Source organism: uncultured Cyclobacterium sp. (assembly GCF_963977555.1).
Taxonomy (GTDB): Bacteria; Bacteroidota; Bacteroidia; order Cytophagales; family Cyclobacteriaceae; genus Cyclobacterium.
This window is the reverse complement of the sequence record NZ_CAXBPD010000003.1, coordinates 331333-355915: the sequence shown is the minus strand read 5'-3', so window position 1 is coordinate 355915 and position 24583 is coordinate 331333. Positions and strand designations below refer to the sequence as shown.

Below are 24583 nucleotides of genomic sequence, written 5' to 3'. Positions count from 1 at the left end.
GTTCCTGTATTATAATTTCAATGCCTTCAAGTATGGACCTCTTAGAAAGTAAGCTTAATAGCTGTTTTTTTAAGCAAAAAGGGCAAAACCAGAAAATAGCATCATCAAATTCATTAAAAGGCTAACATGAGCAGCAGACAAAAAAAATAGGCAAGAATAACCTTTACAAAATCGCTGGATTCATACTGCTTTTGGTATTTGTTTCTGCTTGTAATAAAGGTGAAAACCTGGGCAAAGCAGATGCGTCTGTGGTATCAAAAGAATTAGTTAAATCTTCAAAATCTTTAATAATTCCGATTGATTCATTAACGGTAAATAGAAGTACACAACTGGTCCATTACCAAGATTCTAAGGATTGGTTGTTTAACCTTAACATGAGTACCAACGAGATACAGATGTATGATTTGAAAGACAAATCCCTTCATAAAAGATTGAAATTTCCCGTTGAAGGGAACAATGGCGTTGGTCGGATTTTTTCGTTTCACATATACAATCTGGACAGTATATTTCTCTTTCAGCAGTTTAGCACTGATATATATTTAACCGACACAAGTCAGTCGATCAAGAATAAAATTACAGTTCAGGTACCAGAAATGCATACCCCTCCGTTTGTACACTCCACTTACTTTTCATCTCCAGTAGTGGTTATAGCTGACGCGTTAGTGGTGAAAACCCGTCCTGCTGATGATTATAAAGAAATAACAAATGATGTGCTGTCTAAAAGACATTTGACTTATAGCATCAACCTCAACGATGGGGAGACGGAACTCTTGAATCATAAATACCCCAATGACTATTTGGAAGAAGGGTATAAACTTTTCGACTTCAGTTTTGCAAAAGGGAAAGACAGATGGGTTTATTCCTTTCATTCTGATCATAACCTGTATTATTCAGATTCGATGCAGGAAGGGTTAACAGCAGCACTTTCAAAAAGTAAATACATCAATGGATTCCAGAACTTCGACGTGTTTGGTTCGCGAGAGCAACATTATAAATACTACGCAAGTGCTGCTAATTATAAAAGTATCCTTTATGATAAATTTAGAAACGTCTACTACAGGTTTTGTTATCCGGAAATTGAGGTGAGCAGTGAGGAGGATATAATGAAGTATAGATTTATACCTAAGCTTTTCTCCATATTAATATTAGACACTGACTTGAGTATTATTGGTGAAACCTTATTTGATAAGGATAAATTTTTGTCAGACAATGCTTTTATAACTGAAGAGGGATTATACCTCTCCAAAAACCATCCAGATAACCCTGAACTTAAAGAAAACTACCTGTCTTTTGCCTTATTCGAGCTAGCTGACATTGATTAAACCCCAATTAGACAAGGCAATCTATTAAGTGCTTAAACCGCTTTAAAACCAGTCGTTTCGTTGCTGCTTGGAGATTATAATCGTCGATACAGTATTCCTCACAAAGAAATGAAGTTTAATCGTTCGGCATTCCCCAGCCCCAATGGGCGTAATAACTTAGCCAAGGGTGTCAGATCTTGGTAAAAAGATTAAGTGCAGATCCAGATTTTGGCGGCATTGTTGCTTTTTTTCTGCAACAATGCTGACAAAATCTCTTCATTGCGTATCATTTTCACATGTCTTCGAACCTGGGTTAAAAGGTACTCTTTTTGCTTTTAATTCTCTGCCAGGAATATAATAAAGGCATATTCCATTGCCAATTCCTTTAAAGCACTAAATCGACCTGATGCACCGCCATGCCCTGCCTCCATATTAGTATGCAATAATAATAGGTTTTGGTTGGAGCGCATTGCCCTTAATTTTGCCACCCATTTGGTAGGTTCCCAGTATTGCACCTGACTGTCATGTAAGCCAGAAGTAACCAGCAGGTGCGGGTAGTCCTGCGCTTTCACATTGTCATAGGGAGAGTAGGATAGCATATAGTCATAATAGGGCTTTTCTTTAGGATTGCCCCATTCGTTAAACTCACCTGTAGTTAAAGGAATGCTTTCATCCAGCATTGTCGTCACCACATCTACAAATGGAACGGCTGCTACTACACCATGAAATAAATCTGGTCGCTGATTGATCACAGCACCTACTAGGAGTCCCCCAGCACTTCCTCCCATGGCAAAAAGCTTTTTAGGATGGGCATATTTTTCCTGAATTAAATATTCACCACAGGCTATGAAATCTTCAAATGTATTCTTCTTCTTTAACATTTTGCCATCTTCATACCAGTGCCGACCCATTTCCTGACCACCTCTGATATGCGCAATGGCGAATACAAACCCACGATCCAATAGGCTTAATCTACTAGAGCTAAAATAAGGGTCTGAACTTAGGCCATAAGAGCCATAACCATATAGCAATACAGGGTTTTGACTATCGTGATGAAACAAGTCTTTTCTATAAATTAGTGACATGGGAATTTCTGTTCCATCCTTAGAGGTCGCCCATACACGTTCTGATTGATAATTTTCGGGTGTATGTCCTCCGACTACCTTTTGGCGCTTCATTAGCGTTTTATCCCTGGATTCCATGTTGTAATCATATACAGTGGCAGGAGTTGTCAATGAATTATAACCATACCTAAGCACATCGGTATAGAATTCTGGGTTATTGCCGATCCACACCGTATAGGCAGGATCCTCCATTCTAATGGTGTGTTTTTTATCGCCATCCCAGGACCTAATTTCAAGGCGTTGCAATCCATTGAACCGGTTGGCAATGACTAAGTGATGCTTAAAAACTTCAAATTCTTCTAAAAAAACATTTTCCCTGGCTGGAATGATATCTTCCCAATTCTCTTTTTCAGGTTTGTCAATAGGGGTTTTCACCAATTTAAAATTAGTGGCCTTGTCTGCATTGGTAAGAATTATGAAATGCTGTTCATAATGGTCGACTTCGTATTCCAGATCATCCTGTCTTTCTTGTATCACTTTCCAGCTTTCCCCAGGCTGATCCACCGAGAGAAAACGATATTCTGAGGAAATGGTACTGTGACTGGCAATGAATAAAAATTTTCTGGACTTGGATTTTTTTATTCCTACAGTAAAGGTTTCATCTGTTTCTTCATAGATCAATTCATCCGATTCTTGAGGCTGGCCTAAGACATGTCTGAAAATTTTATTTGGCCTTAGGGTCATGGCGTCTTGCTGGGTATAAAAAACGGTCGCATTGTCCCCCGCCCATACCAGATTTCCTGTGACGGAGTTCAATTGATCCTCCAATACCTCTCCGCTCTTTAAATCTTTAAAATGAATCGTGTAGATACGTCTGCCGACATTGTCAAACGAATACGCAAGCAACTGATTGTTTTCAGCTACTGCCAGTGCATTCACATTCATGTATTCCTGCCCCTCTGCCAGGGTATTGATATTTAAAAGCGTTTTTTCTTCGGCATCCAGGTTCCCTTCTTTTCTGCAATAAATAGGGTATTCTTTGCCTTTTTCAAAACGATTATAATAGAAGTAGCCATTTTTGAAATAAGGGACACTGGCATCATCTTCTTTAATACGTCCTTTCATTTCCTCAAAGAGGGTTTTCTGTAAGGGCTCTGTTTTCTTTAGGCAATGACGCTTGTATTCATTTTCCTTTTCCAAATACTTCACAACTTCAGGATTTTCCCTTTCATTCAACCAGAAATAATCATCACTTCTGGTTGAGTTTTCATGTTCAAGCGTTTTGGTTATGATACCTGCTATTGGTTGAGTTATATTCTTTATTTTGGTCATGCCTATTCAGTATATATAATGTTTGGAATATAATTATTTTGTAATAGTCATAGAATTTTTCTTATATTGACAGGCTTATCAAGTTTATTTATAAATTCAACTTATAACCATTAACCAACAAAAGTATGGGTTTGATTAAAGAATTCAAGGATTTTGCTGTAAAAGGCAATGTAGTCGATTTAGCAGTAGCTGTCATCATTGGCGCAGCATTTGGGAAGGTCGTTTCTTCTCTGGTAAAAGATATTATCATGCCACCTATTGGCCTTTTGGTCGGTGGAGTAGACTTCACAGATTTAGTATTAGTCCTCAAGGAGGCCTATATAGACCCGGCCGGAGAGGAAATTAATGCAGTAACCATTAATTACGGTACCTTTATTCAGTTTACTGTTGATTTCGCTATCGTTGCTTTTGCAGTTTTTATGATTGTTAAAGTGATTAATAATTTGAAAAAGAAAGAGGAAGCAGCTCCTACACCACCACCACCTACTGTTAATAAAACGGAAGTGTTATTGGAGCAAATCAGGGACTTGCTTAAAACCAAATAATTTCAGATAAGGAAAAATTGGCCGGTAAGGAGCTATTAAGCATCCTTACCGGTTAAATTGATACCTTAGCTGAAACGTTGTTTCTACCAATTCGTTGCCTTGAATTTCTTGCAAGCCGGAACCAATACTTTCTCTATTTGTATAAGTCGTTTTCGCCCACCTGCCCCAAAATGTGAGCCTTCGACTTAATTTATATTGTGCTAAAAAATATACACGAATTCCCTGATCATAGAAATTAGGTATAGAAAAGGCCCAAAGCACATTTTTTTCATACAAGTATTGCCTGTTTTCATAATCGTCTGTGTCAAACAGCGAAATCCTTCCTGATAGTTTCCATGCACCGATTTCCCCTGATAAATCTTGAGAGATTGCATAACCTTTGGATTTATGGCCACTGATGCGGTAAAAACTTTGCTGCACACGTGTTTTAGCCTGCCACCAGCGACTGGGTTGGTAAGTCAGGTTCCACACCAAGTTTTGCCTTTTCCCTTGCGCTAGCAAGTATTGATTGGTGGTTTGATGTTCTGACAGTACGTTTCTACTTTTTAGCTCTTCCCGAAATTGGAAAAACAGCATAAATTGCTTGTTTGGCTGAAACTTTATCCTACTAAGCCATTCGTGCCCAGTGGATGGGGCATACATTCTGAACCGCATCCAGGGAAATTTGAAGTAGTCATAATAAGCAGACCAGCTAATTTTTCTGCTGGGTTTAAAGTGAATTCCAAGGTACAGACCTTCTTCATTAATTGGTCGGGTCCCCTCTGAAAAAGCATTGCCATAGCGAGAATGAAAACTGCGGTCATATTTTCTCCAAATCATGGAGAAATCAACCTTGCTATTCAAGCTACTCATAACCCCTGCCACATGCCCCATACCACCACTTTTGGATATCGCAGATTCGCCGAATATATAATGATTTCGATAATTGTAGGTGAAATATAGACTGTTGGTGACATTGTTTTTCCCTTGGAATTCAAATTGATTGTAGATTCTCTCCAAAGGAATAAGTGGCTGGCTATATTGTGTGTAAAGGTGGTTTGAACCTAATCTGAAAGCTTTATTGGGTTGGTGGTAATTAATGTTTAATCCAATATTTTGTTCGGTTGCCTGGCCTTTTTTTTCAATTTCGCTTACTGTCCGGTGTAGGCCAGACAAAACCAATGAGGACAGATAGGAAGATTCGTTGGCAAGGCTGTCCTGAATGTATTGTAAATTGGCATCCCTAGAGGTTCTGGAAAGCATGACGGTCCATTCTAGGTTTCCTGATGAGTAAGTCCCGGCCAGCCCTCTAAAAAACCCTGCCTCCATTACGGAAGTGTAAGGTCTTAATCCAGTCGAACTTCTTTTTACTGTGGTGATCGTCTCAGCCCCTTTCCCTACAGAAAATCCCGATCCGAAAACCAGGCCTTGACCGAATTGCAATTGGTAATCTCCCAAAGTAAGCGTCTTTAGTTTTCCCTTGTTGTAGAGGGTATAATGGAACGAAAGAAAATTGAATCCGTAGCGTTTGCTTTCAGGATCCCAGGTAAACTTTTCTCCTGAGTCTTTATCTAAAGTTAGTCCAAAACTGAAATCTGCTGGTTGTTGTAATCGAAATCGCATGTAAAAGTCATTGGGGTCTCCCACATAGCGGTTACTCAGGTCACCATTGCTTAAGGTATCAGGAGCAGTGAAGCCTTTTCTTGTTTGCCAGACCCTTCTTTGTCGAAAGAGCAAATAAGCATTTTCTGCTTTAATGATACGTTTAAACCCTGGGTTGCTTTGATTGGGATGGGTGGAATTGATTACCACAAATGGCAAAATATTCTCTATGGTTTCTAAAGTCCACTCGGGGATTGCCTGTAACTCATAAATGGAAGAGAATTTCCCAAATCGATTTCTATATTTAACAAAAGATTGGATTTGTAGAGGGCTGAGTAGGTACAAGGATTGAAGCTCAGCGCTGGTGGCCTCCTGTAGGTTTAATGGCTGAAAATAGCGCTGGAGAAGGCTTTCATACAAGTCCTCATAAGGAATGTCTTCCTCCTGCATAGCAAATCGTTCTTCTACAAAAGCTTCTATATCGAGTTCTTTTCGCGAAGGTATTTGGGAAAATAAGGCAAAAGGCACCATATACAGGGCAAGACCGATGACAAGTCGGCCAATCAAGGTGCTTTAAGGTTATAGTTTAAAGAAAAATGATGTGTAAACCCAAGCAGGTAATTGCGACTCATTGCATAATCTACCTGGAATCTTCGGGGTCTAAAACCTATACCAAAATACAAATTGTTGGGCTGGCTGCTGATACCTGTTCGCGCCCAGAATTTCTCTTCAAAGCTATAAGCGACCCCAGCTTTAAATTGTGGAGGAGAAAACAATTCTTTTTCCGTTTCGATGTTCACCATTAGGTTTGTGGCCGGCCGGTAGGATACCCCAGCTTTAACGATTGTGGGTAAATAATCTAAACTCGCTTTGCTTATGGCGGCTCGGGTAATGTTGTATACATGCGCTCCAAAAAACAAAGCAGGAATAAGTTCGGCTGTTCCACCGAGTTCAAGGACTGGTCTGGCACTTCTTCCATAGCCTTCGATATTGGTCTGGAAATAATTGATTTTTATACCCAAACTTGCTAAGCCAAGTTGTTTGGCCAGACCCAAGCCTATCTGTTGTTGGTTAAATAACTCTCCACCGTAATTCGAAATCCCAATTCCTATTGTTCCTGTTTTTTCTGTAGGTAGTGTAATGCCTGCTGCAAGAGTGGTCAATTCATTTAACCCAAGTCTGTGATCGTATCCTACTATGGCATAGGTTTCAGATGGAGATTTGCCTAAGGCGCCAATATTGTTGAATATAGCCCAAGGATCGCTTAAGGTTACACTTGCATTTCCAATACCCATGCTCTGGGCCCCTTTTGGAAAATGATCCATGCTGTTTTGAGACCAGCCTAATCTGGAAATAAGCAAAAACATAGCAAGTAGCACCCATTTCTCCATAATAAAAAAATAAGGGAAAAAAGAAAGTATTACTTGAATATACTATAAAAAAACGTAATGAAGAAACAGAAAACGAATTATAATGGCGCTTTGACATTGATAAAGAAACTTCCGGTACCCATATTGTTGACAGAGTACTCAAACCTGAAAACGGCATCATACATCCCGATCAGGTCCAAACCCATTCCATATCCACTCAGGTACTTGTTGGTGAGTGCTGCATTCTGGGGCAATCGGTTGGCATCTCTTACATAACCATGATCAAAATTACCACTGAGGTATAGTTTAATAGGGAAAACTGAAAATTCTTCTATGGGCATGAAATCAGAAATGTCATATGCCACATCAAACAGCTTATAGCGCAAACTGTTTTTATGGACGATCAATTGTTGCCCTTCGATGACGTTGAGCTCATAGCCCCTTATAAAATCTGGCTTATAGCCAATGCCACGGACCAAAGTATAGGGTTGATTATCGCTAAAGAATGCTGAGCCCGAAATTCCGGTAGCAAAGTGTGCTTTATCTCCAAGCCTTTTGTAGGTGCTGGCCATGATACTAAACTCAAGCTCATTTATGTCATCCTTCCCAAACAGTCCGTATTTGGTTAAGCTAGCATCCAATAAAGTACCTTGGGTAGCATAGGCCACATTGTCTCTATTGTCGTGCCGGTAGCGATAAGACGCCAGGAAATATTTCAGTTTTTTTCCGTCATGAGTAAAGTAATCTGGATTTTGAATGATCACATCTTCATGGATTTGGGTATTGTTATAGCCTGCTGTAAAATAATGAAAGTTATAAAAACTCCCTCTAAAGCTATAGGTTAGCGAGCCATTGAGGGTTTTTAGCAATACGTCTTCCTCTTGATTCCTGAAGAAATATTGCTTGTTGCCAATGGACCTGACGGGTATGTTTTTATTTGTGAAAAAATTAAATTTTGCTGCCAGGCCATGGAGCTGGTTTTTATCAAAGTAAGGGATGGTGTAATTTAATAGAATGGCTTGAGTAAAACCCATCTGGCCGATCACCCTGAGTTTTTCGTTTCTTCCCCCTATATTATTGTGATCCAGCTTTACACCATAATTCACCCTGGAAAAATCCCTGTTTTGATTGGACCACCACTCAGAGAAATTCCTGTCGGCAAGCTTGAAAATTATGCTAGGTAAAATATACCATCGTTCTTTCAGGGAAACCAAAAGTTCTACCTGCTCATCTCCTACAAAAAGCGGTGTTACGGTAGCAGTTGTGAAAAGTTGAAGGTTGTATATTTTTTTTTGGTCTGCCGCTACTAATGCCACAAATTCCTCCCAATTATAGGTCATGTTTTCAGCAATATCCATTTCCCGTAGGATGATGTTTTTACGGGTTTTTTCATTCCCAACGATAAAAATATTATTTACCGTAACCTGCTTAGGGGTAGTTACCTTATCTGAACTGATGTACAAAGAGTCAGTGTTTTGGGCAAATAGAATTTTACCACCACCTGTTTCCAGAATGAATAGGAAAAGGAGTAGCCAGTAAAATAGTGGTTTTAGGTTCAATTGAATCTTAATTTTGATTTTCGAAACAGAACTTTAATTTTAAAAATAGACTTGTTTAATGTAAATACGAAAAAGTGAAGAGAATAGTGAAAAATATTGCAGTATTTCCCATTTTGATTTATCAATATGCTATCTCTCCTTTGATTCCAAGGTCTTGTAGGTATTATCCTACCTGCAGTCAATACGCCAAAGAAGCCATAATGAAACATGGCGTTTTAAAAGGTGGATGGATGGGAATCAAGCGAATAGGGAGATGTCACCCCTGGGGAGGACAGGGCCACGACCCTGTCCCTTGATTTAGTTTTGGATGGATTTATTTTTTTTATTCATTAAGGAATATACAACAAATCCTAGGCCGATAATGACCAATGGAATGCTTAGCGTTTGTCCCATGTTAAGGGTGAGGTTGTCCTCAAAGTCTACCTGGTTTTCTTTGAAAAACTCCCAAAAGAAGCGCATTCCGAATACGGATATGAGAAATAATCCCAGGTATAAACCTTCGGGTATTTTAGATTTGTATTTAGTCCAGCCAATAAATAGCAAGAAGAAAATTAATAAATAGGTGAGGGACTCATATATTTGAGTGGGGTATTTCGCTTGACCAAATGTTTTAACCACTGCCAGATAATGATCTCCTTGATCTTTGATCTCCAAGTCCAAAGGAGTTTCTGGATCTTCAGCCATATATTTTTTGGAGCTATTGAACCGAGTCAAGGCATACTTGACATCCCTCTCAAGCACAGACCTTAGATTTGCCTCATCAAAACCTCCTTTATCAATTTCAATGTCAAAATTTACGGGTACACGTCCTGTTCCAGAAAGTTCGCTTTGTCGGTCTTCAGGTCTATAAGCCTTGATAGAAGATATCGGGAGTTTCATTGTATTCAGAATCTCCTCTGTATCTCGAGCAAAGACAAATCCACTGTCTGTACCAGTAGGCATACCACCTATTTCTGAATTCATTAAGTTGCCAAAACGAATCAAAGCACCAGTTAAAGCGATTACAATTACGACCCTATCTACTACCCATAAATAAGACTGACCGGGAGTTCTTCTGACATACAGCCATATAGCTATAGGGATAACGATGGCTGCACCATGACTGGCAAGGCCTCCTTCCCAAACTTTCAAGATGTCAAGGGGATTGCTTAGGTAGCGCTCTGGCTCATAGAATAAAACGTGACCGAGTCGAGCGCCAATGATGGTGGCCAATACCATGTAAATGGTCAATTTGTCCACCAGGTTTTCATCATGCCCTTCTTTTTTATAGAAATGGATCATCACCTGTTGGGAGATAATAAAGCCTAATGCAAAAAGCAGGCTGTACCAGCGTAACCTGTCAAATCCTGAAAAAATCGAAGGATTTGGACTCCATACGACGTAATACAAAATACTATTGATCATGGGTTATTATGTTTTTGATGTTTGTCGTTGATTTACTCTTCTAGGGTTTCCATTAGTGCCAGCTCTTCCCGGTACCCTCCGGAAAGTACAGGAAAACGGTACCAGGTTTTAGGGTCTACATTAAATTCATCTAAATGAAAAGATACCGCCAAACGTTCCCTTTTCCATTGATTGATTGACCAAAGCCTAAAGAATTTGGCAATGTAAGCTTTTAAAAGAGATGGTTCAAGAGAAATTTCTTCTTTCAAAATCAGGTATACATCCATAGGAGACCTTCGGTCTCTTATGGCTAATTTTTCAATAGCAGAGATAATAGGGTAGGGCATAAGGTCTTCTTCATCGGTCTGACTCTGCTCCTGAGGCCTCAATTCTGCAGTTGGTTGAAGGGCATTGACTTCCTTTAAGCCTTCATAGTCTTTTTCCTTTTCAGCCCATTGCAACCACTGTAAAATAAAATCTTTACTTACTGCTGCAATTGGGGATATACTGCCGCTGGTGTCGCCATCCATTGTGGCATAGCCTAAATCGCCTTCACTTCTGTTGGAGGTACTCAGGAGTAGGTGGTTTTTTATATTGGCCAACATCCAGATGATCGGAGATCTTGCCCTTGCCTGGATGTTTTGAAGGGCTATGTCATCTTGTTCCCAGGTCAGTTCCCTGCCCAAAGCTTTTTCAATTTTCTTGGTGTAGGAGTCTACTTCGGCATCAATTGTCCAATGGTGAAAGGTGGCACCCAAACTCTTTGCTAGGTTCCGGGCACTATTCAGGGTGGCAGCAGAGGAGTTTTTTGTTCCTTGGTAGGCTGTAGTAAAAAGCTTGCCGGTAATCTCTTGAATACTGCTTTCTGGCTCAATGTCAGAAGTGCGATTGATTTTTTTTAAGAACAAGGCTGTTCCTAGATCCCTCACTCCCCTCTTTACCATGTCGGCCACAAGGATGGCTATTGAAGACGAATCAGCTCCACCACTGAGTGATAGGACAAAACCCCTGCTTCGGCTTTTTCTAAGGTAATCAAACAGCGCTAAAGTGGAGGCTGCCATGAATTCCTCATTCTTGGTATGTGAATTGTGTTCTAGTTTTAATGGTTTTGGATCTTGAAAAGGATAGGTTACTGTTGCCAATTGATAAGATTGATAAGAGAGCAATTTGTTTTTCACCAAACATTGGCCTTGTTCGGAGTAAAGTATTTCCCCATCAAATATCATTCGGCCACTTTCATTTCCAAGCAAATTGACATACAGGTAGGCCACCCCCAGGTCTCTTGAGCTTTCTTTAACCAAAATTTCCCTTTGTTCACTTTTGCCCATGGCAAAGTGGCTGGCACTAGGGTTAAATATAATGTCAACTCCTCTTTCTTTTAGGCGGTATCCAGGTCTGCTATTGGCTCTCCATGCGTCTTCACAGATTTCAAAGCCGTATTTGTGTCCGTTTTTTTCAAAAAGGATATCCCCAAAAGGGTACTGAGAATCGAAGCATTCCAAGGAGATTTCTTCTCCTGCTTTCCAAGGCGTAAACCACCTGGCTTCATAGTGAACTCCATCTATTGCTAAAAATTGCTTGGGTACAAAGCCTAGGATCTCTTGGTTTTCTAAGACCGCCATGCAATTGTACACATGATTGCTAATCCTGATAGGAAGGCCTACAAATACAGTAATGCCTTCGGTATGTGGAAGGATTTTTTTAATGTTTTCAAGTGCTTTCTTTGGGTACCAATAGCTTAAAAACAAATCCTCACTTCCGTATCCAGTAATAGATAGTTCCGGAAAACACAAAAGGTCCACTTTTTTTTCTTTTGCTAGGGAAATTGCCTGAAAGATGTTATCCAGGTTTCCTTCCCAATCCAGTGGAGTTTGATTGAGTGTGGCGCCAGCCAGAAGTAATGAAGACATGATATTTTATTTTGAGACCGAAATGAAAATGCTTGGATTTAGGGGATTATCTGGAGCTTTTCGCAGGCTATTCTAGCGGCTTCTTGTTCAGCTTTTTTCTTTGTAGCACCTTTCCCCTCAGAGAAAGGCTCGCTATTGATATTTAATTCAACTTTAAACTCTTTAAACCTTTGGCTTCCTTCAACAGATTTAAGGTTAAAGTCAATTTCTTTGTTTTCTTTTTGTGCCCACTCAATGATTTTACTTTTAAAATTGGTGGTAGTAGCGATGATATTGTCCAAATCAAAAAATGGAGTGATCAGTCTACTGTTTATGAATTTTCTACAAAAATAATATCCTCTATCGAGGTATATAGCCCCTATGAGGGCTTCAAGGGTGTCACCATAAAGTGATTTAAAACTATAAGGAACTTTGCTACCCATCTCGGATTCCACGATTTTGGGCAATCCTATCTTTTGACCTACTTGGTTCAACGCTTCCCTATTTACGATTCTAGACCTTGTTTCGGTCAAGAATCCTTCATCACGATAGGGGAATTTTTGAAAAAGGTATTCGGCCACAATTGTACCCAATACCGCATCACCCAGGTATTCCAAGCGTTCATTACTGATTTTTACACCGGATTTTACTTCCTTCGATGCAGAAATGTGTCTGAATGCAAGTCTATAGAGAGATAAATTTAAAGGCTTGCTACCCACTATGTTTTTAATAGCGAAAGCAAGCCTTTTATCTTTCTTATTGTAAGTTAGCTCCTGAATTCTGAGCAACCGAAGTAATTTCAAATTTATTCTGCTATTTTTCTGAAGATGATAGAGCAGTTATGCCCTCCAAATCCAAAAGTGTTACTCAATACTACATTGACTTCTCTTTTCTGGGCTTTATTAAAGGTGAGGTTCAATTTTTCATCCACTTCTTCATCATCACTAAAATGATTGATGGTAGGAGGAATAAGACTGTTTCTCATAGCCAAAATCGATGCTATGGCTTCTACAGCACCGGCAGCTCCCAGAAGGTGACCTGTCATGGATTTTGTACTACTGATATTAATTTTATACGCGTGATCGCCAAAGATTTTTTTAATGGCTTTCACTTCACTTAAATCTCCAAGTGGAGTAGAAGTACCATGCACATTTATATAATCGATAGCTTCAGGTTCTAAACCGGCATCTTCTAGGGCGAATTTCATTACGTTGGCAGCTCCTCGTCCTTCCGGGTGAGGTGCAGTAATGTGGTAAGCATCACCAGTCATACCGCCGCCGATCAATTCAGCATAAATTTTGGCACCACGTGCTTTCGCATGTTCGTACTCTTCCAAAATCAATGCACCGGCACCTTCCCCAAGAACGAAACCATCCCTGTCCTTATCAAAGGGTCTGGAGGCTGTTTTTGGGTCATCATTCCTTTGAGACAGTGCCTTCAAAGCATTAAAACCTCCTACACCTGCTTCAGTTACTGCAGCTTCAGATCCTCCAGAAATGAAGACATTGGCTTTTCCCAATCGGATATAATTGAATGCATCCAATAAGGCATTAGTAGCTGAGGCACAAGCTGAAACGGTAGCAAAATTAGGCCCTTGAAATCCATATTTAATGGAAATAAACCCTGCAGCGATATCAGCTATCATTTTAGGGATGAAAAAAGGGTTAAATCTTGGTGTACCATCTCCGCCGGCAAAATCAGTGACTTCGTCCTGGAAAGTTTTCAATCCACCTATACCAGATCCCCAGATTACTCCGGCTCTAGTAAGGTCAATTTTTTCTAGGTCAAGTCCCGAATCTTCCATGGCTTCCGCTACGGCAACCATTGCATATTGTGCATATGGATCAATCTTTCTGGACTCTTTCCTGTCCATAAACTGAAGGACATCCAAATTTTTGACTTCGCAGGCAAATTGGGTTTTGAATTTTGAGGCATCAAAACGGGTAATAGGCGCAGCGCCGCTTACACCATTCGATAAACCGTCCCAGAATTCTGGAACGGTATTACCGATTGGTGTAAGGGCACCTAAACCTGTTACTACAACTCTTCTTAAATTCATAAATGATTTTAAGTATGGGTTATTTTACGTTAGCTTCCAAATAGCTAACAGCCTGACCAACCGTGCCGATCTGCTCAGCCTGGTCATCCGGAATAGAAATGTTGAATTCTTTTTCGAATTCCATGATAAGTTCTACCGTATCTAAAGAATCAGCACCAAGGTCATTGGTAAAGCTCGCTTCAGGAGTAACTTCAGATTCTTCGACGCCTAACTTATCAACGATAATGGCTTTTACTTTTTGTGCAATTTCAGACATTTTGTGATCAGTTTAGTTTAAACACTCCGCAAAGAAAATTATTATATACCTTAATGTCAAAAAAAATGACAAACTAAATTAAGAACTTTCACTGAAAGGTTGAAGTTGGAATAAAATTTTTACCTTTGAGCTTTTAAATTCTTCCTGAATGAAGAAAAGCAAACTTCTTTTTGAAACCACCTTTGATTTTGATCTTTTAGGCCTTGTAGCCCCTTTAAAGGACTATAAAATGGCTTGGCTGATCAATGGTGCTTTGGGAATTAATCTAAAAAAAGCAGAAGATTATCACATGGAATTCTTAAATCAACCCGATTTAATTATTTCTCAATTTATTATTAAAAAAGAGCATGGATTCATACAGTTATTGAAAAACAAGTCCTATCCGGTGGGTGGTCACTCAAGATACCTGATTCCTGAACTCCAAAGTATGGATTACTTTTTACTCTGTCAGGACTTTACAGATGAAGTGGATTTAAATACGTATATTGACGGCCTTTCTATAGTAAAAGGTATTCATAGTATAGTGAAAATTGATACTATAAAGTTAAAATCAAAAGAAAACCTGTTAACATATTAAATAAATAGAAAATGAGAGTACCTGTTTTTAATAAAACCAAAATTTTAGCCACTATTGGACCTGCCAGTAATAATAAGGAAACCATTACAGAGCTTGTGATGGCAGGGGCTGATATTTTCAGGTTGAACTTTTCCCATGGCGATCATAGTATTCACGCAGCGGTTATCAAAACCATTCGTGAAATCAACGATAGCATGAATATTAGTTCTGGTATCTTGCAAGATCTTCAAGGTCCAAAAATTAGAGTGGGCGAGATTGAAAATAATGAGGTGCTAATTAAACCAGGAGATCAGATAACGATAACCAACGATCCAGTGGTGGGCACGGCCAGTCTAGTAAGTACTGTTTATCAAAACTTGCCAAACGATGTTGAAAAGGGCGACAGAATCCTGATTGATGATGGAAATTTAGAGTTGGTCGTACTTAGTACAGATGGTAAAAATGTGGATTGTACAGTAATACACGGTGGAATGTTGAAATCCAGAAAAGGAATCAACCTGCCAAATACCAAAATTAGTGCACCATCACTTACAGAAAAAGACCTTATTGACCTTGAGTTTGGCTTGGAAAATGAAGTCGATTGGATTGCCTTGTCTTTTGTACGTACCGCAGAAGATATTCTTGACCTTAGGGAAAGAATTAAAAAAGCTGGAAAATCCTGTAAAATTGTAGCTAAAATTGAAAAACCTGAAGCCCTCGAAAATATCGATGAGATCATAAACGCAACAGATGCAATAATGGTGGCCAGAGGTGACCTTGGAGTAGAAGTTCCTATGGAAATTGTTCCATTGTGGCAGAAGCGAATGGTGGAAAAATGTAAAATCGCTTGCAAGCCAGTTATCATCGCTACCCAGATGATGGAAAGCATGATTGTAAACCCAAGGCCTACCAGAGCAGAGACCAATGATGTGGCTACCGCTGTATTGGATGGTGCTGATGCCGTAATGCTTTCTGCGGAAACAGCCTCTGGAAAATTCCCTATTGCCGCGGTTAAAGCAATGAGTAGTATCATTGATCACATTGAAGTCAACGCTGATATCTACCACAACCTTTATAAGATACCAGAAGATACAGAAAGCTATTTGAGCAATAACTTATTGCTTATGGCTAGTAGGTTGTCTAGAAATGTAAAAGCCAAGGCAATCGTTGGGATTACCGCATCTGGTTTTACAGCCCTTCGAATTTCTTCACACCGTCCTTCTGCTGATATTTTTATCTTTACCCGTAACAAAAAACTACTTACCCAACTTAGTTTGGTTTGGGGTGTAAGGGCCTATTATTACGATAGCCAGGTTTCAACAGATGGTACCTTTCAGGACATTCAAGAAAGATTAAAAAGCGAAAAACACGTTGCTGCAGGTGACATTGTCATTAATACGGCAAGTATGCCTCTCAAAGCAAAGGGCAGAACCAATATGTTGAAGATTCACGTTGTAGATTAAATGAAGGCTTCAAAAAATTGGAATGGGTTATCCTTCCAGTTGAAGAAATGAATTATAAAAAATGGCTGCCTGATTTGCTCGGCAGCCATTTCTTTTTTTAATCGTTCTAGAAAGGGTTAGTCAACTTATCAATGTTACACGGCCTTGAGCACGGCCATTAATAGTATGGTCCTAATACGAGTACTTGTGGTGGCTTAAATTTCCTCCGGGCCTTCTGGCTTCACTAAAATCACCTTTTCACGGTCTACTTTAACGGCCCCAGGGAGAGAACCTTTGACTTTTCGTACATATTTGCAAGGAGTATACATGACTGCTGCAAGGGAGGCAGTTTTGTTTTTTGAATAATGTGCTGCCAGTGCTGCTGCTCGTTCAAGTACCAATTTGGTGGGCACCATTCCTGATTGCGTTTTGATAATTACATGAGACCCCGACACATCTTTTGCATGAAGCCAAAGGTCCTCCTTCCAGGTGTACCTTCTTAGTAATTCATCATTGGCCTTTGCTGATTTTCCCACCCAAATTTCAAACCCATCTGTTTCAAATCGTTTGTAGGGCAATTGTAACTGTGGTTGCACTTTTGAAAACCTATCTCCAGTTTTGATTAATGACTTAATCGATCTGAAGTCCTCAGAATCAAGCAAGAATTCTTCTTCTGTCGCTATTTCTTCAAGATCTTTTTCCTTTTGCGCCAGGTTTTTACGCAATTGCTCAAATTCAATTTTCTTGTTTTTACTTTTTTTGTATAGCTGTTCGGCAAACTTTTGTGGGCTCAATCCTCTTTTTAAGGCGATCTCTCTAGTTTCATTGGCATAAAAATCGAAAAGGCTCACCAGCTCTGTTCCAACAGGGATCTGGTGAAGGTTTGCCATGATTATATCTGCCGTTTGACTAGGAGGAGGTTCATTTTCCATCGCTTCCAGTTTCTGTCTGGTTTTACTTATATAATTTACCGTTTTCTTACGTTTCTCAGAAAGGGTACGGAGCAATTGGTTTTTTACGTTTTCAAAGTTCTTTTTGACTACTGCTTTTTGAAAGTAGATATTAGAAGCTTCTAGCGGATCTGAAGTGCTCGCTATTGGAGTCGTGCAAGGTAAGAGGGTAAGGTAATAATTGTCGTTTTCATTGATAACTGAAAACAATGGACTTTCGAGCATGTCCATCACCTCACCCATCAATGCAAACCTTGTTTCTATATTTCCCTCCAAGTAACCAGCCTCCTTGAGCCAGGCCCTTGGGCGTTTACCTAATGTGGGTAAAAATTGAGAAGCATTTCCTTCAAGTTCCAAAAACCTAGCCTTCGTTAATTCCAGTGATTTTTCAAGTTCGGGTACAGTCAGCATAAGGTCTTCTTTAAGCTCCTTTCTAAAGATGCTAAAAGGAGTGGCCTCAAGATCCTTGAAATACAATAGATTTGACCTGCTTCCATGCATTTTGAATAACAATGCCTGACTTTCACCTAAAGCGAGGTAAAATGCCCTTTCAAAATTCAATAATTTGATGTTGGTAATTTTCTTTCCAATAATTTCAGGAAATAAATCAATATTGTTTTTTTTACTCCTTTTAAAATCTTTGGGAAAACTTATGCTTGTATTCGAAGGCAGTAGTAAAGCCCTGATAAAAAAAGGGCTTCCATCAATTTTGCTAACCTCTATAATTAGCTCTTCTTTATTTTGAGAAAAACAGGCGGAAATGGTGCCTCCTGAAATTTCATCTTTCAAAGCAGGGCATAAAAATTTAAAGAAATGATAATTAAGGTGCATGTTAAAGGTGCAATTTCAGCCCATCATAAGAGATGGCTACGTTTGGAGGCAATGTATCGGTTACTTCCTGGTGTGTCCCCATCTGATGGCTAATATGCGTTAAGTAAGCCTTTTCAGGTGCGATTAATTTGATGAAATCCAATGCCTCTGAAAGGGTGAAATGGGAAATATGTGGCTTTATTTGTAATGCATTTACAACCAGAATTTTACTTCCTTTAATTTTTTCAATTTCCTCTGGTGAAATATAATTCGCATCAGTGATGTAGGTAAAGTCTCCAATTCTGTATCCAAATACAGGCAGTTTGTGATGCATTACTTGTATAGGAGTGATTCGAATGCCCTTAATTTCAAATGGTGAATTGGAAATTTCATTCAGAATTACCCTTGGCACTCCTGGGTATTTGGTTGCTGCAAAAATATAAGAGAATTCACCTTTAATCTGCTCCAGGACTCGATTTGTTCCAAACAGTGGAATATCGATTTGCTGTTTAAAATTAAATGGACGAATATCGTCAAGTCCTGCAGTGTGGTCTTTGTGCTCGTGGGTGAAAATCACGGCGTCTAGGCGTTTTATGGCCTCTGTTAGCATCTGTGTTCGAAAATCTGGGCCAGTGTCTATCACAAGGCTTAGCCCATCTATTTCGAGGTGTATAGAAGACCTGAGTCGTTTGTCTCGGAAATCCAAAGAAGAGCACACTTTACAATTACAACCGATTACCGGTACGCCTTGCGAGGTGCCAGTTCCTAAAAATGTGATGTTCAAAGCTTCAATTCTGTTTGTTTTAATTCAATAAGGAAATCCTGCTGTTTTTGATTTTCAAAGGATTGAGGATTGAAATCAAGTGTTTTAAGTAAGTCCAGCAAGGCATTGATTTTTCCTTCCAGCGTAAAGTATTTGTTAACGATGACAATCTTTGTTTCTTTTAAAATACAATAACCAGATTTAAAATTGCCCTTTTCATATCGCAAATGATACTCTGATGAAGCAAAGATATTCTCCAGTTTATCCAAAAAATTTTTGGTGTATTTTACTGCCATTTTATTTGTAAATATGTTTTTTCACGGTGGACAACAATAAATCGTAATCTAGCGGTTTCTGAATATAATCGTCTAATCCAGCCTTTTTAAAATCATCTAAGGTGAAATTTTTATAATTACCTGTAATGGCGATTATAGGTATTTTTGATTTTACGGGGTCAGAAAGATTTCTTATGGCTTTGGTGCAAACTATGCCGTCCATTACCGGCATATTTATGTCCATAAGAATCAAATCAAAATCCTCTTTTTCGAGTAGGTCTAAAACCTGTTTGCCATTTTTGACGGCAGTCATTGAAAAATTCTCGAAGGAAAGTACATTTCTTGTTAAATTGATAATAACTGAACTGTCTTCAGCTACCAAAACTTTTTTTGCATCACTCATATTTTATAAAAATTTTATCGTTTTCAACCAAATGTTTGAACTTACTTAGGCTGGACTTCAATTGATCAATATCATCATTTAATTCTTCGGTAATCGAATTTTTGATTTTTTTCTCAAACAAAGCAGTTACCTTGTACATCACGTTTACACCAAGTGTACCGGAATTGCCTTTCAATATGTGAAGTTTTTCTCCAATTTCTTCAAATTTATTGAATTCTGCCAATATTTTTATTTCTTCCGTGAGGTTTTCAGCCTCTTCTAAAAAATCCTTATATACGGATTTGATGTTATCCAAGCTATGGTATTTTAATAATTGTTGGATTACAGATTCATTTATATCAACATCAATCTCTTTTTCCTTTTCTGGAATGTTTATTCTAGTCTTATTCTGATTTAAATGAAAGTGGATTGCTTCTAGCAGATCTTTAGGTTTTACCGGTTTGGCAATAAAATCATCAAATCCTGTCGATAAAAAATATTCACGGTCTCCCTGATTTGAATAAGCAGATATGGCTATGACAGGTATATCTGTTATTTCTTCCTCCTTTATAATTTTGAGACAACTTATCCCATCCAATTTAGGCATCTGTATGTCCATCAATATGATGTCATATTTGCTGCTTTTTAATAATTCGATTGCCTCAAGTCCATCAGATGCAGATTCAAAAAAATAATTGTGTCCGATTACATTTTCAAATACCTTCCGATTTAGGGCATTGTCGTCTACTATCAAGACTTTTTTGTTTTTCATAGGCGAATTTGCTTAAATTCGAAGCTTAAAATAGCTAATTGAATCTTGACTCCATTAAATAAAATAATCCTGGTGATAACAGGTCCAACAGCTGTTGGAAAAACTGATTTGTGCATAAATTTAGCCAAAAAATTTAATACCGTCATAATTTCTTCCGATAGTAGACAATTTTTTCAAGAAATTAATATAGGTACAGCAAAACCTTCTGAAAAAGAACTGGCAATGGTACCTCACTATTTCATTGGGAATAAGTCTATTCATGATTTGTATGATGTTAAAAAGTACGAATCCGAAGCGCTAGCCTGTATCGATTCCTTGTTCAAGGAAAATGACTTGTTGATTTTAACCGGTGGGTCGGGCATGTATACTGATGCTATTGTTGAAGGGTTGGATCATATGCCACAAATTGATTCAAGCTTCCGCGAAGAATTAAATGCTGTCTATGCGAAGGAAGGCATCAGCTACCTGCAGGAGATGTTATTAAAATTAGATCCTGATTATTTTGCAGTTGTAGACAAACAAAATCCTCAACGCTTGATTCGAGCTTTGGAGGTTTGCTTGGGGACTGGCCTTCCCTTCAGCAGCTTTAGGATAAAAAAGAAAGTTATTAGGCCTTTTAAGACTGTCAAAATTGCGCTGAAAAGGGATAGGGAAGAACTGTATGAAAGGATAAACAGGAGGATGGACAATATGATTCAAGAAGGACTTTTTGAAGAAGCCACCAAGATGTACCCCTATAAGGCCTTGAATGCACTCAATACAGTAGGTTACAAGGAGATTTTCGCCTATTTAAATGGCCTTTATGATAAAGAAGAAGCCATAAGGCTCCTGAAGAGAAACTCTCGAAGGTATGCTAAAAGGCAGTTGACCTGGCTCAATAAAGACAAAACATACCATTGGTTTCATCCAGATGAAATCAATGGTATGGTCGATCTAATAAAGGCTCAAATGGAATGATCTCTCATGAGGGTCGCCACAAAACTATATGGTTTTGTTTTGATTAGTTTGTTATAGTTGTAGCGAAGCCTTTTAATTTCGCCTAATTTTTGACGGAGGGCATTTGTTTCGATTTGAACCTCGGCAGTTTTATCCTTCTTATTTAAGGATTGCAATGATCTCTCTACATCCTTGATATTGACCTTCTTTGGAACGGTTTCTCCAACAGTATTTGTTTTGGATAAGCGACTGATTGAAGTAGAAATGGACTTTAATTCGCTCTCAAATAGGTGTTTTTTCTGTTTAAAATTTTGATGAACTACCATCATGAAAAGAAAAACAAAACCTCCAAGGGTTAAGAAAATTGGAATAAAACCCATGTTTAAATACTTAAAATTTCCTGAAGCTTAAGATAGTCTTTGTTCAGAGGTTTACTTTTGTTGATACAATCGTCAAATGGAGTATAAACTACCTGATCATTTATTATCCCGGCCATACAGTTGTATTGGCCATTTAGCAATCCTTCTACAGCAGAAAGCCCACTTCTACTGCCCAATAACCGGTCTTTAGCCGTAGGGCTTCCTCCACGCTGAATGTGACCCAATGTAGTCACTTTGAATTTTTTTTCATCACCAATGAAATCAACTTTCACTTTCTCCATTATCGTATTTGCGCCACCTTCTTCATCACCTTCTGCTACTACTACTATACTTGAAGTTTTTGTTTTTCTCAAATTCTTTAAGTAGTCAGTTACTTCACTAATGGTTGTGCTTGTTTCAGGTACCATCACCATCTCAGCACCTCCGCCTATAGCGCACTCTATAGCGATGTAGCCACTGTCTCTTCCCATGACTTCTACAAAAAACACACGATCGTGCGCTGCTGCAGTATCCCTGATTTTATCTATGGCTTCTAAAGCAGTGTTGACCGCTGTGTCAAAACCAATGGTGTAATCTGTTCCGTAAATATCATTGTCTATGGTGCCCGGGCAACCTACTACAGGTATACCAAATTCCTCATAGAAAACTTTTGCACCCGTAAAAGTACCGTCCCCGCCAATGGCTACCAGCCCTTCTATTCCATGTTTGGTGAGTTGCTCATAAGCCTTCTGACGCCCCTCTTTGGTGCGAAATTCATTGCTTCTGGCTGATTTTAAGATAGTGCCACCCCTTTGAAGAATATTGCTTACAGAATGAGACTGCATTTTTTTAATGTTGCCATTAATAATGCCATCATATCCGTATTTGATGCCATAAACTTCCAGGTTGTAATAAATTCCTGTTCTTACTACTGCTCTTATACAAGCATTCATTCCGGGAGAATCCCCACCAGAGGTATATACTGCAATTTTTTTCATAAATGTTTTTCATAAATGAGCAATACTCGGTATTCCGGTAAAATGGGCTACCTGTCAAATCCCGAGTAGACCTGAAATGTAAAATTAACCAATTAACAGTACACACTTAATGTTTGAGCAAAAAAAAGGATGGAAATTTAATTCCATCCTTTTTTTTTATTGAGCGTTCTGCGCTTTGGCAGCTCTATTCCTTTCGTTTTCTTCCAAATAGATTTTTCTCATCCGTATGCTTTTAGGAGTGATTTCGAGATACTCATCCTTTTGGATATACTCCATAGATTCTTCTAATGAGAATTTTTTGGCGGGAGCAATTTTTGCGTTGTTATCCGATCCTGATGCACGCATGTTGGTAAGTTGCTTACCTTTCTGTACGTTTACCACTATATCATTATCCCTTGAGTGCTCCCCAATAACCATACCTGTGTAAAGGTCATCTCCTGGATCCACAAAAAAGTTACCTCTATCTTGTAATTTATCAATGGCATAGGCCGTGCACTGACCTGAGTCCATGGAGATCAATGAACCGTTGATTCTTCCTGGAATAGGGCCTTTAAATGGCTCATAGGAAGAAAAACGGTGATTCATGATCGCTTCACCTTGAGTAGCAGTCAATACATTGTTTCTTAATCCAATTAATCCTCTGGACGGAATGCTAAATTCAAGGTGTTGTAAATCTCCTTTAGGTTCCATTACCAAAAGCTCTCCTTTTCTCTGGGTAGCTAATTCGATTACTTTTCCTGCAGAGGTATCAGGTACGTCAACTACTAAGGTTTCAATCGGCTCGTGCTTAACACCATCGATCGTTTTATAAATAACCTGAGGCTGGCCTACTTGCAATTCATAACCTTCTCTACGCATTGTTTCAATGAGTACTGACAAATGGAGAATACCTCTACCATATACCAAGAATTTATCTTCACTGTCTGTAGGGTCAACTCTTAGCGCAAGGTTTTTCTCTGTTTCTTTCATCAACCTTTCTCTCAAATGACGAGAAGTAACGAACTTGCCTTCTCTTCCAAAGAAAGGTGAGTTGTTAATGGTGAAAAGCATGTTCATAGTAGGCTCATCAATTGAGATCCTTTCTAATGCTTCTGGATTTTCAAGATCTGCAATGGTATCTCCAATGTCAAAACCTTCTACACCTGTGATGGCACAAATGTCTCCAGCTTGAACTTCTGTTACTTTATTTTTGCCTAATCCTTCGAAAACGTGGAGTTCTTTTACTTTAACTCTCTTAATAACGCCATCTTCTTTGCAAAGCGCGTATTGCTGACCTTCTTTGATACTTCCTCTTTTTAACCTTCCAATGGCTATACGGCCAACGAAATTTGAATAATCTAAAGAGGTGATTTGCATCTGAGTAGTGCCTTCTTCAATCTTAGGCTCAGGTATATACTTAACTACCGCATCCAAAAGAGGGAAAATGGTGTCATTTGGGTTTTTCCAATCTTCACCCATCCAGTTGTTTTTGGCTGAACCGTACAAGGTGTGAAATTCCAGCTGCTCTTCAGTGGCATCGAGGTTGAACATTAAATCAAAAACTGCTTCATGAACTTCATCAGGGCGACAGTTCTCTTTATCCACTTTGTTAATTACTACTATAGGGGTAAGACCAAGCTCAAGTGCTTTGCCCAATACAAATCGTGTTTGGGGCATAGGTCCTTCAAAGGCGTCAACCAAAAGAATAACACCATCTGCCATTTTTAAAACCCTTTCAACTTCACCACCGAAATCAGCGTGACCAGGGGTGTCTATTATGTTAATTTTGGTATCTTTATACCTAATAGAAACATTTTTTGAAAGAATGGTAATACCTCTTTCCCTCTCTAGATCATTACTGTCCAGAATTAGGTCATCAAATTGTTGATTTTCCCTAAAAAGTTTTGAGGCGTGTATTATCTTATCTACCAAGGTTGTTTTTCCGTGGTCAACGTGTGCAATAATTGCAATATTTCGAATACTCTGCATGTGTAATATTATTAAGACGCAAAAGTAAGAATT

At 38.8% G+C, this 24583-nt stretch carries 23 protein-coding genes; 6 read left to right on the top strand and 17 right to left on the bottom strand.

Annotated features, from left to right (window positions below; translation table 11 throughout):
* Positions 1 to 248 precede the first annotated feature (248 nt).
* Positions 249 to 1322: a DUF4221 family protein gene (locus AAC073_RS05505; RefSeq protein ID WP_339922840.1), complete on the top strand. Its 1074-nt coding sequence runs from the start codon at positions 249 to 251 to the stop codon at positions 1320 to 1322.
* 314 nt (positions 1323 to 1636) lie between these two features.
* Here AAC073_RS05505 and AAC073_RS05500 read toward each other — a convergent pair whose 3' ends face one another.
* Complete coding sequence (locus tag AAC073_RS05500; RefSeq protein WP_339922839.1) at positions 1637 to 3697, bottom strand: S9 family peptidase; 2061 nt, start codon at positions 3695 to 3697, stop codon at positions 1637 to 1639.
* Positions 3698 to 3822: 125 nt separating this feature from the next.
* Here AAC073_RS05500 and mscL point away from each other — a divergent pair, with 125 nt between their 5' ends.
* Complete coding sequence (gene mscL, locus AAC073_RS05495; protein WP_339922838.1) at positions 3823 to 4242, top strand: large-conductance mechanosensitive channel protein MscL; 420 nt, start codon at positions 3823 to 3825, stop codon at positions 4240 to 4242.
* A gap of 45 nt (positions 4243 to 4287) precedes the next feature.
* Here the strand turns inward: mscL and AAC073_RS05490 are convergent, their stop codons facing one another.
* From AAC073_RS05490 to AAC073_RS05480, 3 genes are all read right to left on the bottom strand, one after another.
* Positions 4288 to 6390: a helix-hairpin-helix domain-containing protein gene (locus AAC073_RS05490; protein WP_339922837.1), complete on the bottom strand. Its 2103-nt coding sequence runs from the start codon at positions 6388 to 6390 to the stop codon at positions 4288 to 4290.
* A complete protein-coding gene (locus tag AAC073_RS05485; RefSeq protein ID WP_339922836.1) occupies positions 6387 to 7214 on the bottom strand; it encodes a hypothetical protein in 828 nt (275 codons plus the stop codon). The genes AAC073_RS05490 and AAC073_RS05485 overlap by 4 nt, the downstream gene beginning before the upstream one ends.
* A 77-nt stretch (positions 7215 to 7291) precedes the next feature.
* On the bottom strand, positions 7292 to 8752 hold the full coding sequence (locus AAC073_RS05480; protein WP_339922835.1) for a BamA/TamA family outer membrane protein: 1461 nt from the start codon (positions 8750 to 8752) through the stop codon (positions 7292 to 7294).
* A gap of 74 nt (positions 8753 to 8826) precedes the next feature.
* On the opposite strand from AAC073_RS05480, the gene yidD reads away from it, so the two are divergent.
* Positions 8827 to 9048, top strand: coding sequence for a membrane protein insertion efficiency factor YidD (gene yidD, locus AAC073_RS05475; RefSeq protein WP_081652350.1), 222 nt, complete (start codon positions 8827 to 8829; stop codon positions 9046 to 9048).
* Between the two features lies 1 nt (position 9049).
* Here yidD and AAC073_RS05470 read toward each other — a convergent pair whose 3' ends face one another.
* From AAC073_RS05470 to AAC073_RS05450, 5 genes are read right to left on the bottom strand one after another with little or no spacing between them, the layout of a single operon-like run.
* Positions 9050 to 10156 (bottom strand): prolipoprotein diacylglyceryl transferase, encoded by a 1107-nt coding sequence (locus AAC073_RS05470; protein ID WP_339922834.1) that lies wholly within the window; start codon positions 10154 to 10156, stop codon positions 9050 to 9052.
* 32 nt (positions 10157 to 10188) lie between these two features.
* The gene (gene nadE / locus AAC073_RS05465) at positions 10189 to 12045 is read right to left on the bottom strand and encodes an NAD(+) synthase (RefSeq protein ID WP_339922833.1); all 1857 of its coding nucleotides are present in this window, start codon (positions 12043 to 12045) and stop codon (positions 10189 to 10191) included.
* A 38-nt stretch (positions 12046 to 12083) separates the two neighbouring features.
* Positions 12084 to 12827: a ribonuclease III gene (gene rnc, locus AAC073_RS05460; RefSeq protein WP_339922832.1), complete on the bottom strand. Its 744-nt coding sequence runs from the start codon at positions 12825 to 12827 to the stop codon at positions 12084 to 12086.
* A 2-nt stretch (positions 12828 to 12829) separates the two neighbouring features.
* Positions 12830 to 14083: a beta-ketoacyl-ACP synthase II gene (fabF, locus tag AAC073_RS05455; protein ID WP_339922831.1), complete on the bottom strand. Its 1254-nt coding sequence runs from the start codon at positions 14081 to 14083 to the stop codon at positions 12830 to 12832.
* Between the two features lie 19 nt (positions 14084 to 14102).
* On the bottom strand, positions 14103 to 14339 hold the full coding sequence (locus tag AAC073_RS05450) for an acyl carrier protein (RefSeq protein WP_010855324.1): 237 nt from the start codon (positions 14337 to 14339) through the stop codon (positions 14103 to 14105).
* Positions 14340 to 14487: 148 nt separating this feature from the next.
* Here AAC073_RS05450 and AAC073_RS05445 point away from each other — a divergent pair, with 148 nt between their 5' ends.
* Both AAC073_RS05445 and pyk read left to right on the top strand, forming a co-directional pair.
* Positions 14488 to 14916: an IPExxxVDY family protein gene (locus AAC073_RS05445; RefSeq protein ID WP_339922830.1), complete on the top strand. Its 429-nt coding sequence runs from the start codon at positions 14488 to 14490 to the stop codon at positions 14914 to 14916.
* An 11-nt stretch (positions 14917 to 14927) separates the two neighbouring features.
* Positions 14928 to 16358, top strand: a complete 1431-nt coding sequence (gene pyk, locus AAC073_RS05440; RefSeq protein ID WP_339922829.1) for a pyruvate kinase — start codon at positions 14928 to 14930, stop codon at positions 16356 to 16358.
* Positions 16359 to 16552: 194 nt separating this feature from the next.
* Here pyk and AAC073_RS05435 read toward each other — a convergent pair whose 3' ends face one another.
* From AAC073_RS05435 to AAC073_RS05415, 5 genes are read right to left on the bottom strand one after another with little or no spacing between them, the layout of a single operon-like run.
* Complete coding sequence (locus AAC073_RS05435; RefSeq protein ID WP_339922828.1) at positions 16553 to 18076, bottom strand: NFACT RNA binding domain-containing protein; 1524 nt, start codon at positions 18074 to 18076, stop codon at positions 16553 to 16555.
* A gap of 43 nt (positions 18077 to 18119) precedes the next feature.
* Positions 18120 to 18881 (bottom strand): MBL fold metallo-hydrolase, encoded by a 762-nt coding sequence (locus AAC073_RS05430; RefSeq protein ID WP_339922827.1) that lies wholly within the window; start codon positions 18879 to 18881, stop codon positions 18120 to 18122.
* On the bottom strand, positions 18878 to 19156 hold the full coding sequence (locus AAC073_RS05425; protein WP_339922826.1) for a hypothetical protein: 279 nt from the start codon (positions 19154 to 19156) through the stop codon (positions 18878 to 18880). The genes AAC073_RS05430 and AAC073_RS05425 overlap by 4 nt, the downstream gene beginning before the upstream one ends.
* A gap of 1 nt (position 19157) precedes the next feature.
* Positions 19158 to 19538 carry a response regulator gene (locus AAC073_RS05420; RefSeq protein WP_339922825.1) on the bottom strand — a complete coding sequence of 127 codons (381 nt, stop codon included), beginning with the start codon at positions 19536 to 19538 and terminating at the stop codon, positions 19158 to 19160.
* Positions 19531 to 20289: a response regulator gene (locus AAC073_RS05415; protein WP_339922824.1), complete on the bottom strand. Its 759-nt coding sequence runs from the start codon at positions 20287 to 20289 to the stop codon at positions 19531 to 19533. Before AAC073_RS05415 ends, AAC073_RS05420 begins: the two co-directional genes overlap by 8 nt.
* Before the next feature lie 72 nt (positions 20290 to 20361).
* Between AAC073_RS05415 and miaA the strand changes: the two genes are divergently transcribed.
* Positions 20362 to 21246, top strand: coding sequence for a tRNA (adenosine(37)-N6)-dimethylallyltransferase MiaA (miaA, locus tag AAC073_RS05410; protein WP_339922823.1), 885 nt, complete (start codon positions 20362 to 20364; stop codon positions 21244 to 21246).
* On the opposite strand, the gene AAC073_RS05405 is transcribed toward miaA, so the two are convergent.
* The 3 genes from AAC073_RS05405 to typA form a co-directional block, all read right to left on the bottom strand.
* Positions 21234 to 21605 (bottom strand): hypothetical protein, encoded by a 372-nt coding sequence (locus tag AAC073_RS05405; RefSeq protein ID WP_339922822.1) that lies wholly within the window; start codon positions 21603 to 21605, stop codon positions 21234 to 21236. The genes miaA and AAC073_RS05405 overlap by 13 nt on opposite strands.
* A gap of 2 nt (positions 21606 to 21607) precedes the next feature.
* On the bottom strand, positions 21608 to 22582 hold the full coding sequence (pfkA, locus tag AAC073_RS05400) for a 6-phosphofructokinase (protein ID WP_339922821.1): 975 nt from the start codon (positions 22580 to 22582) through the stop codon (positions 21608 to 21610).
* A 156-nt stretch (positions 22583 to 22738) separates the two neighbouring features.
* Complete coding sequence (typA, locus tag AAC073_RS05395; protein WP_339922820.1) at positions 22739 to 24550, bottom strand: translational GTPase TypA; 1812 nt, start codon at positions 24548 to 24550, stop codon at positions 22739 to 22741.
* Positions 24551 to 24583 lie beyond the last annotated feature (33 nt).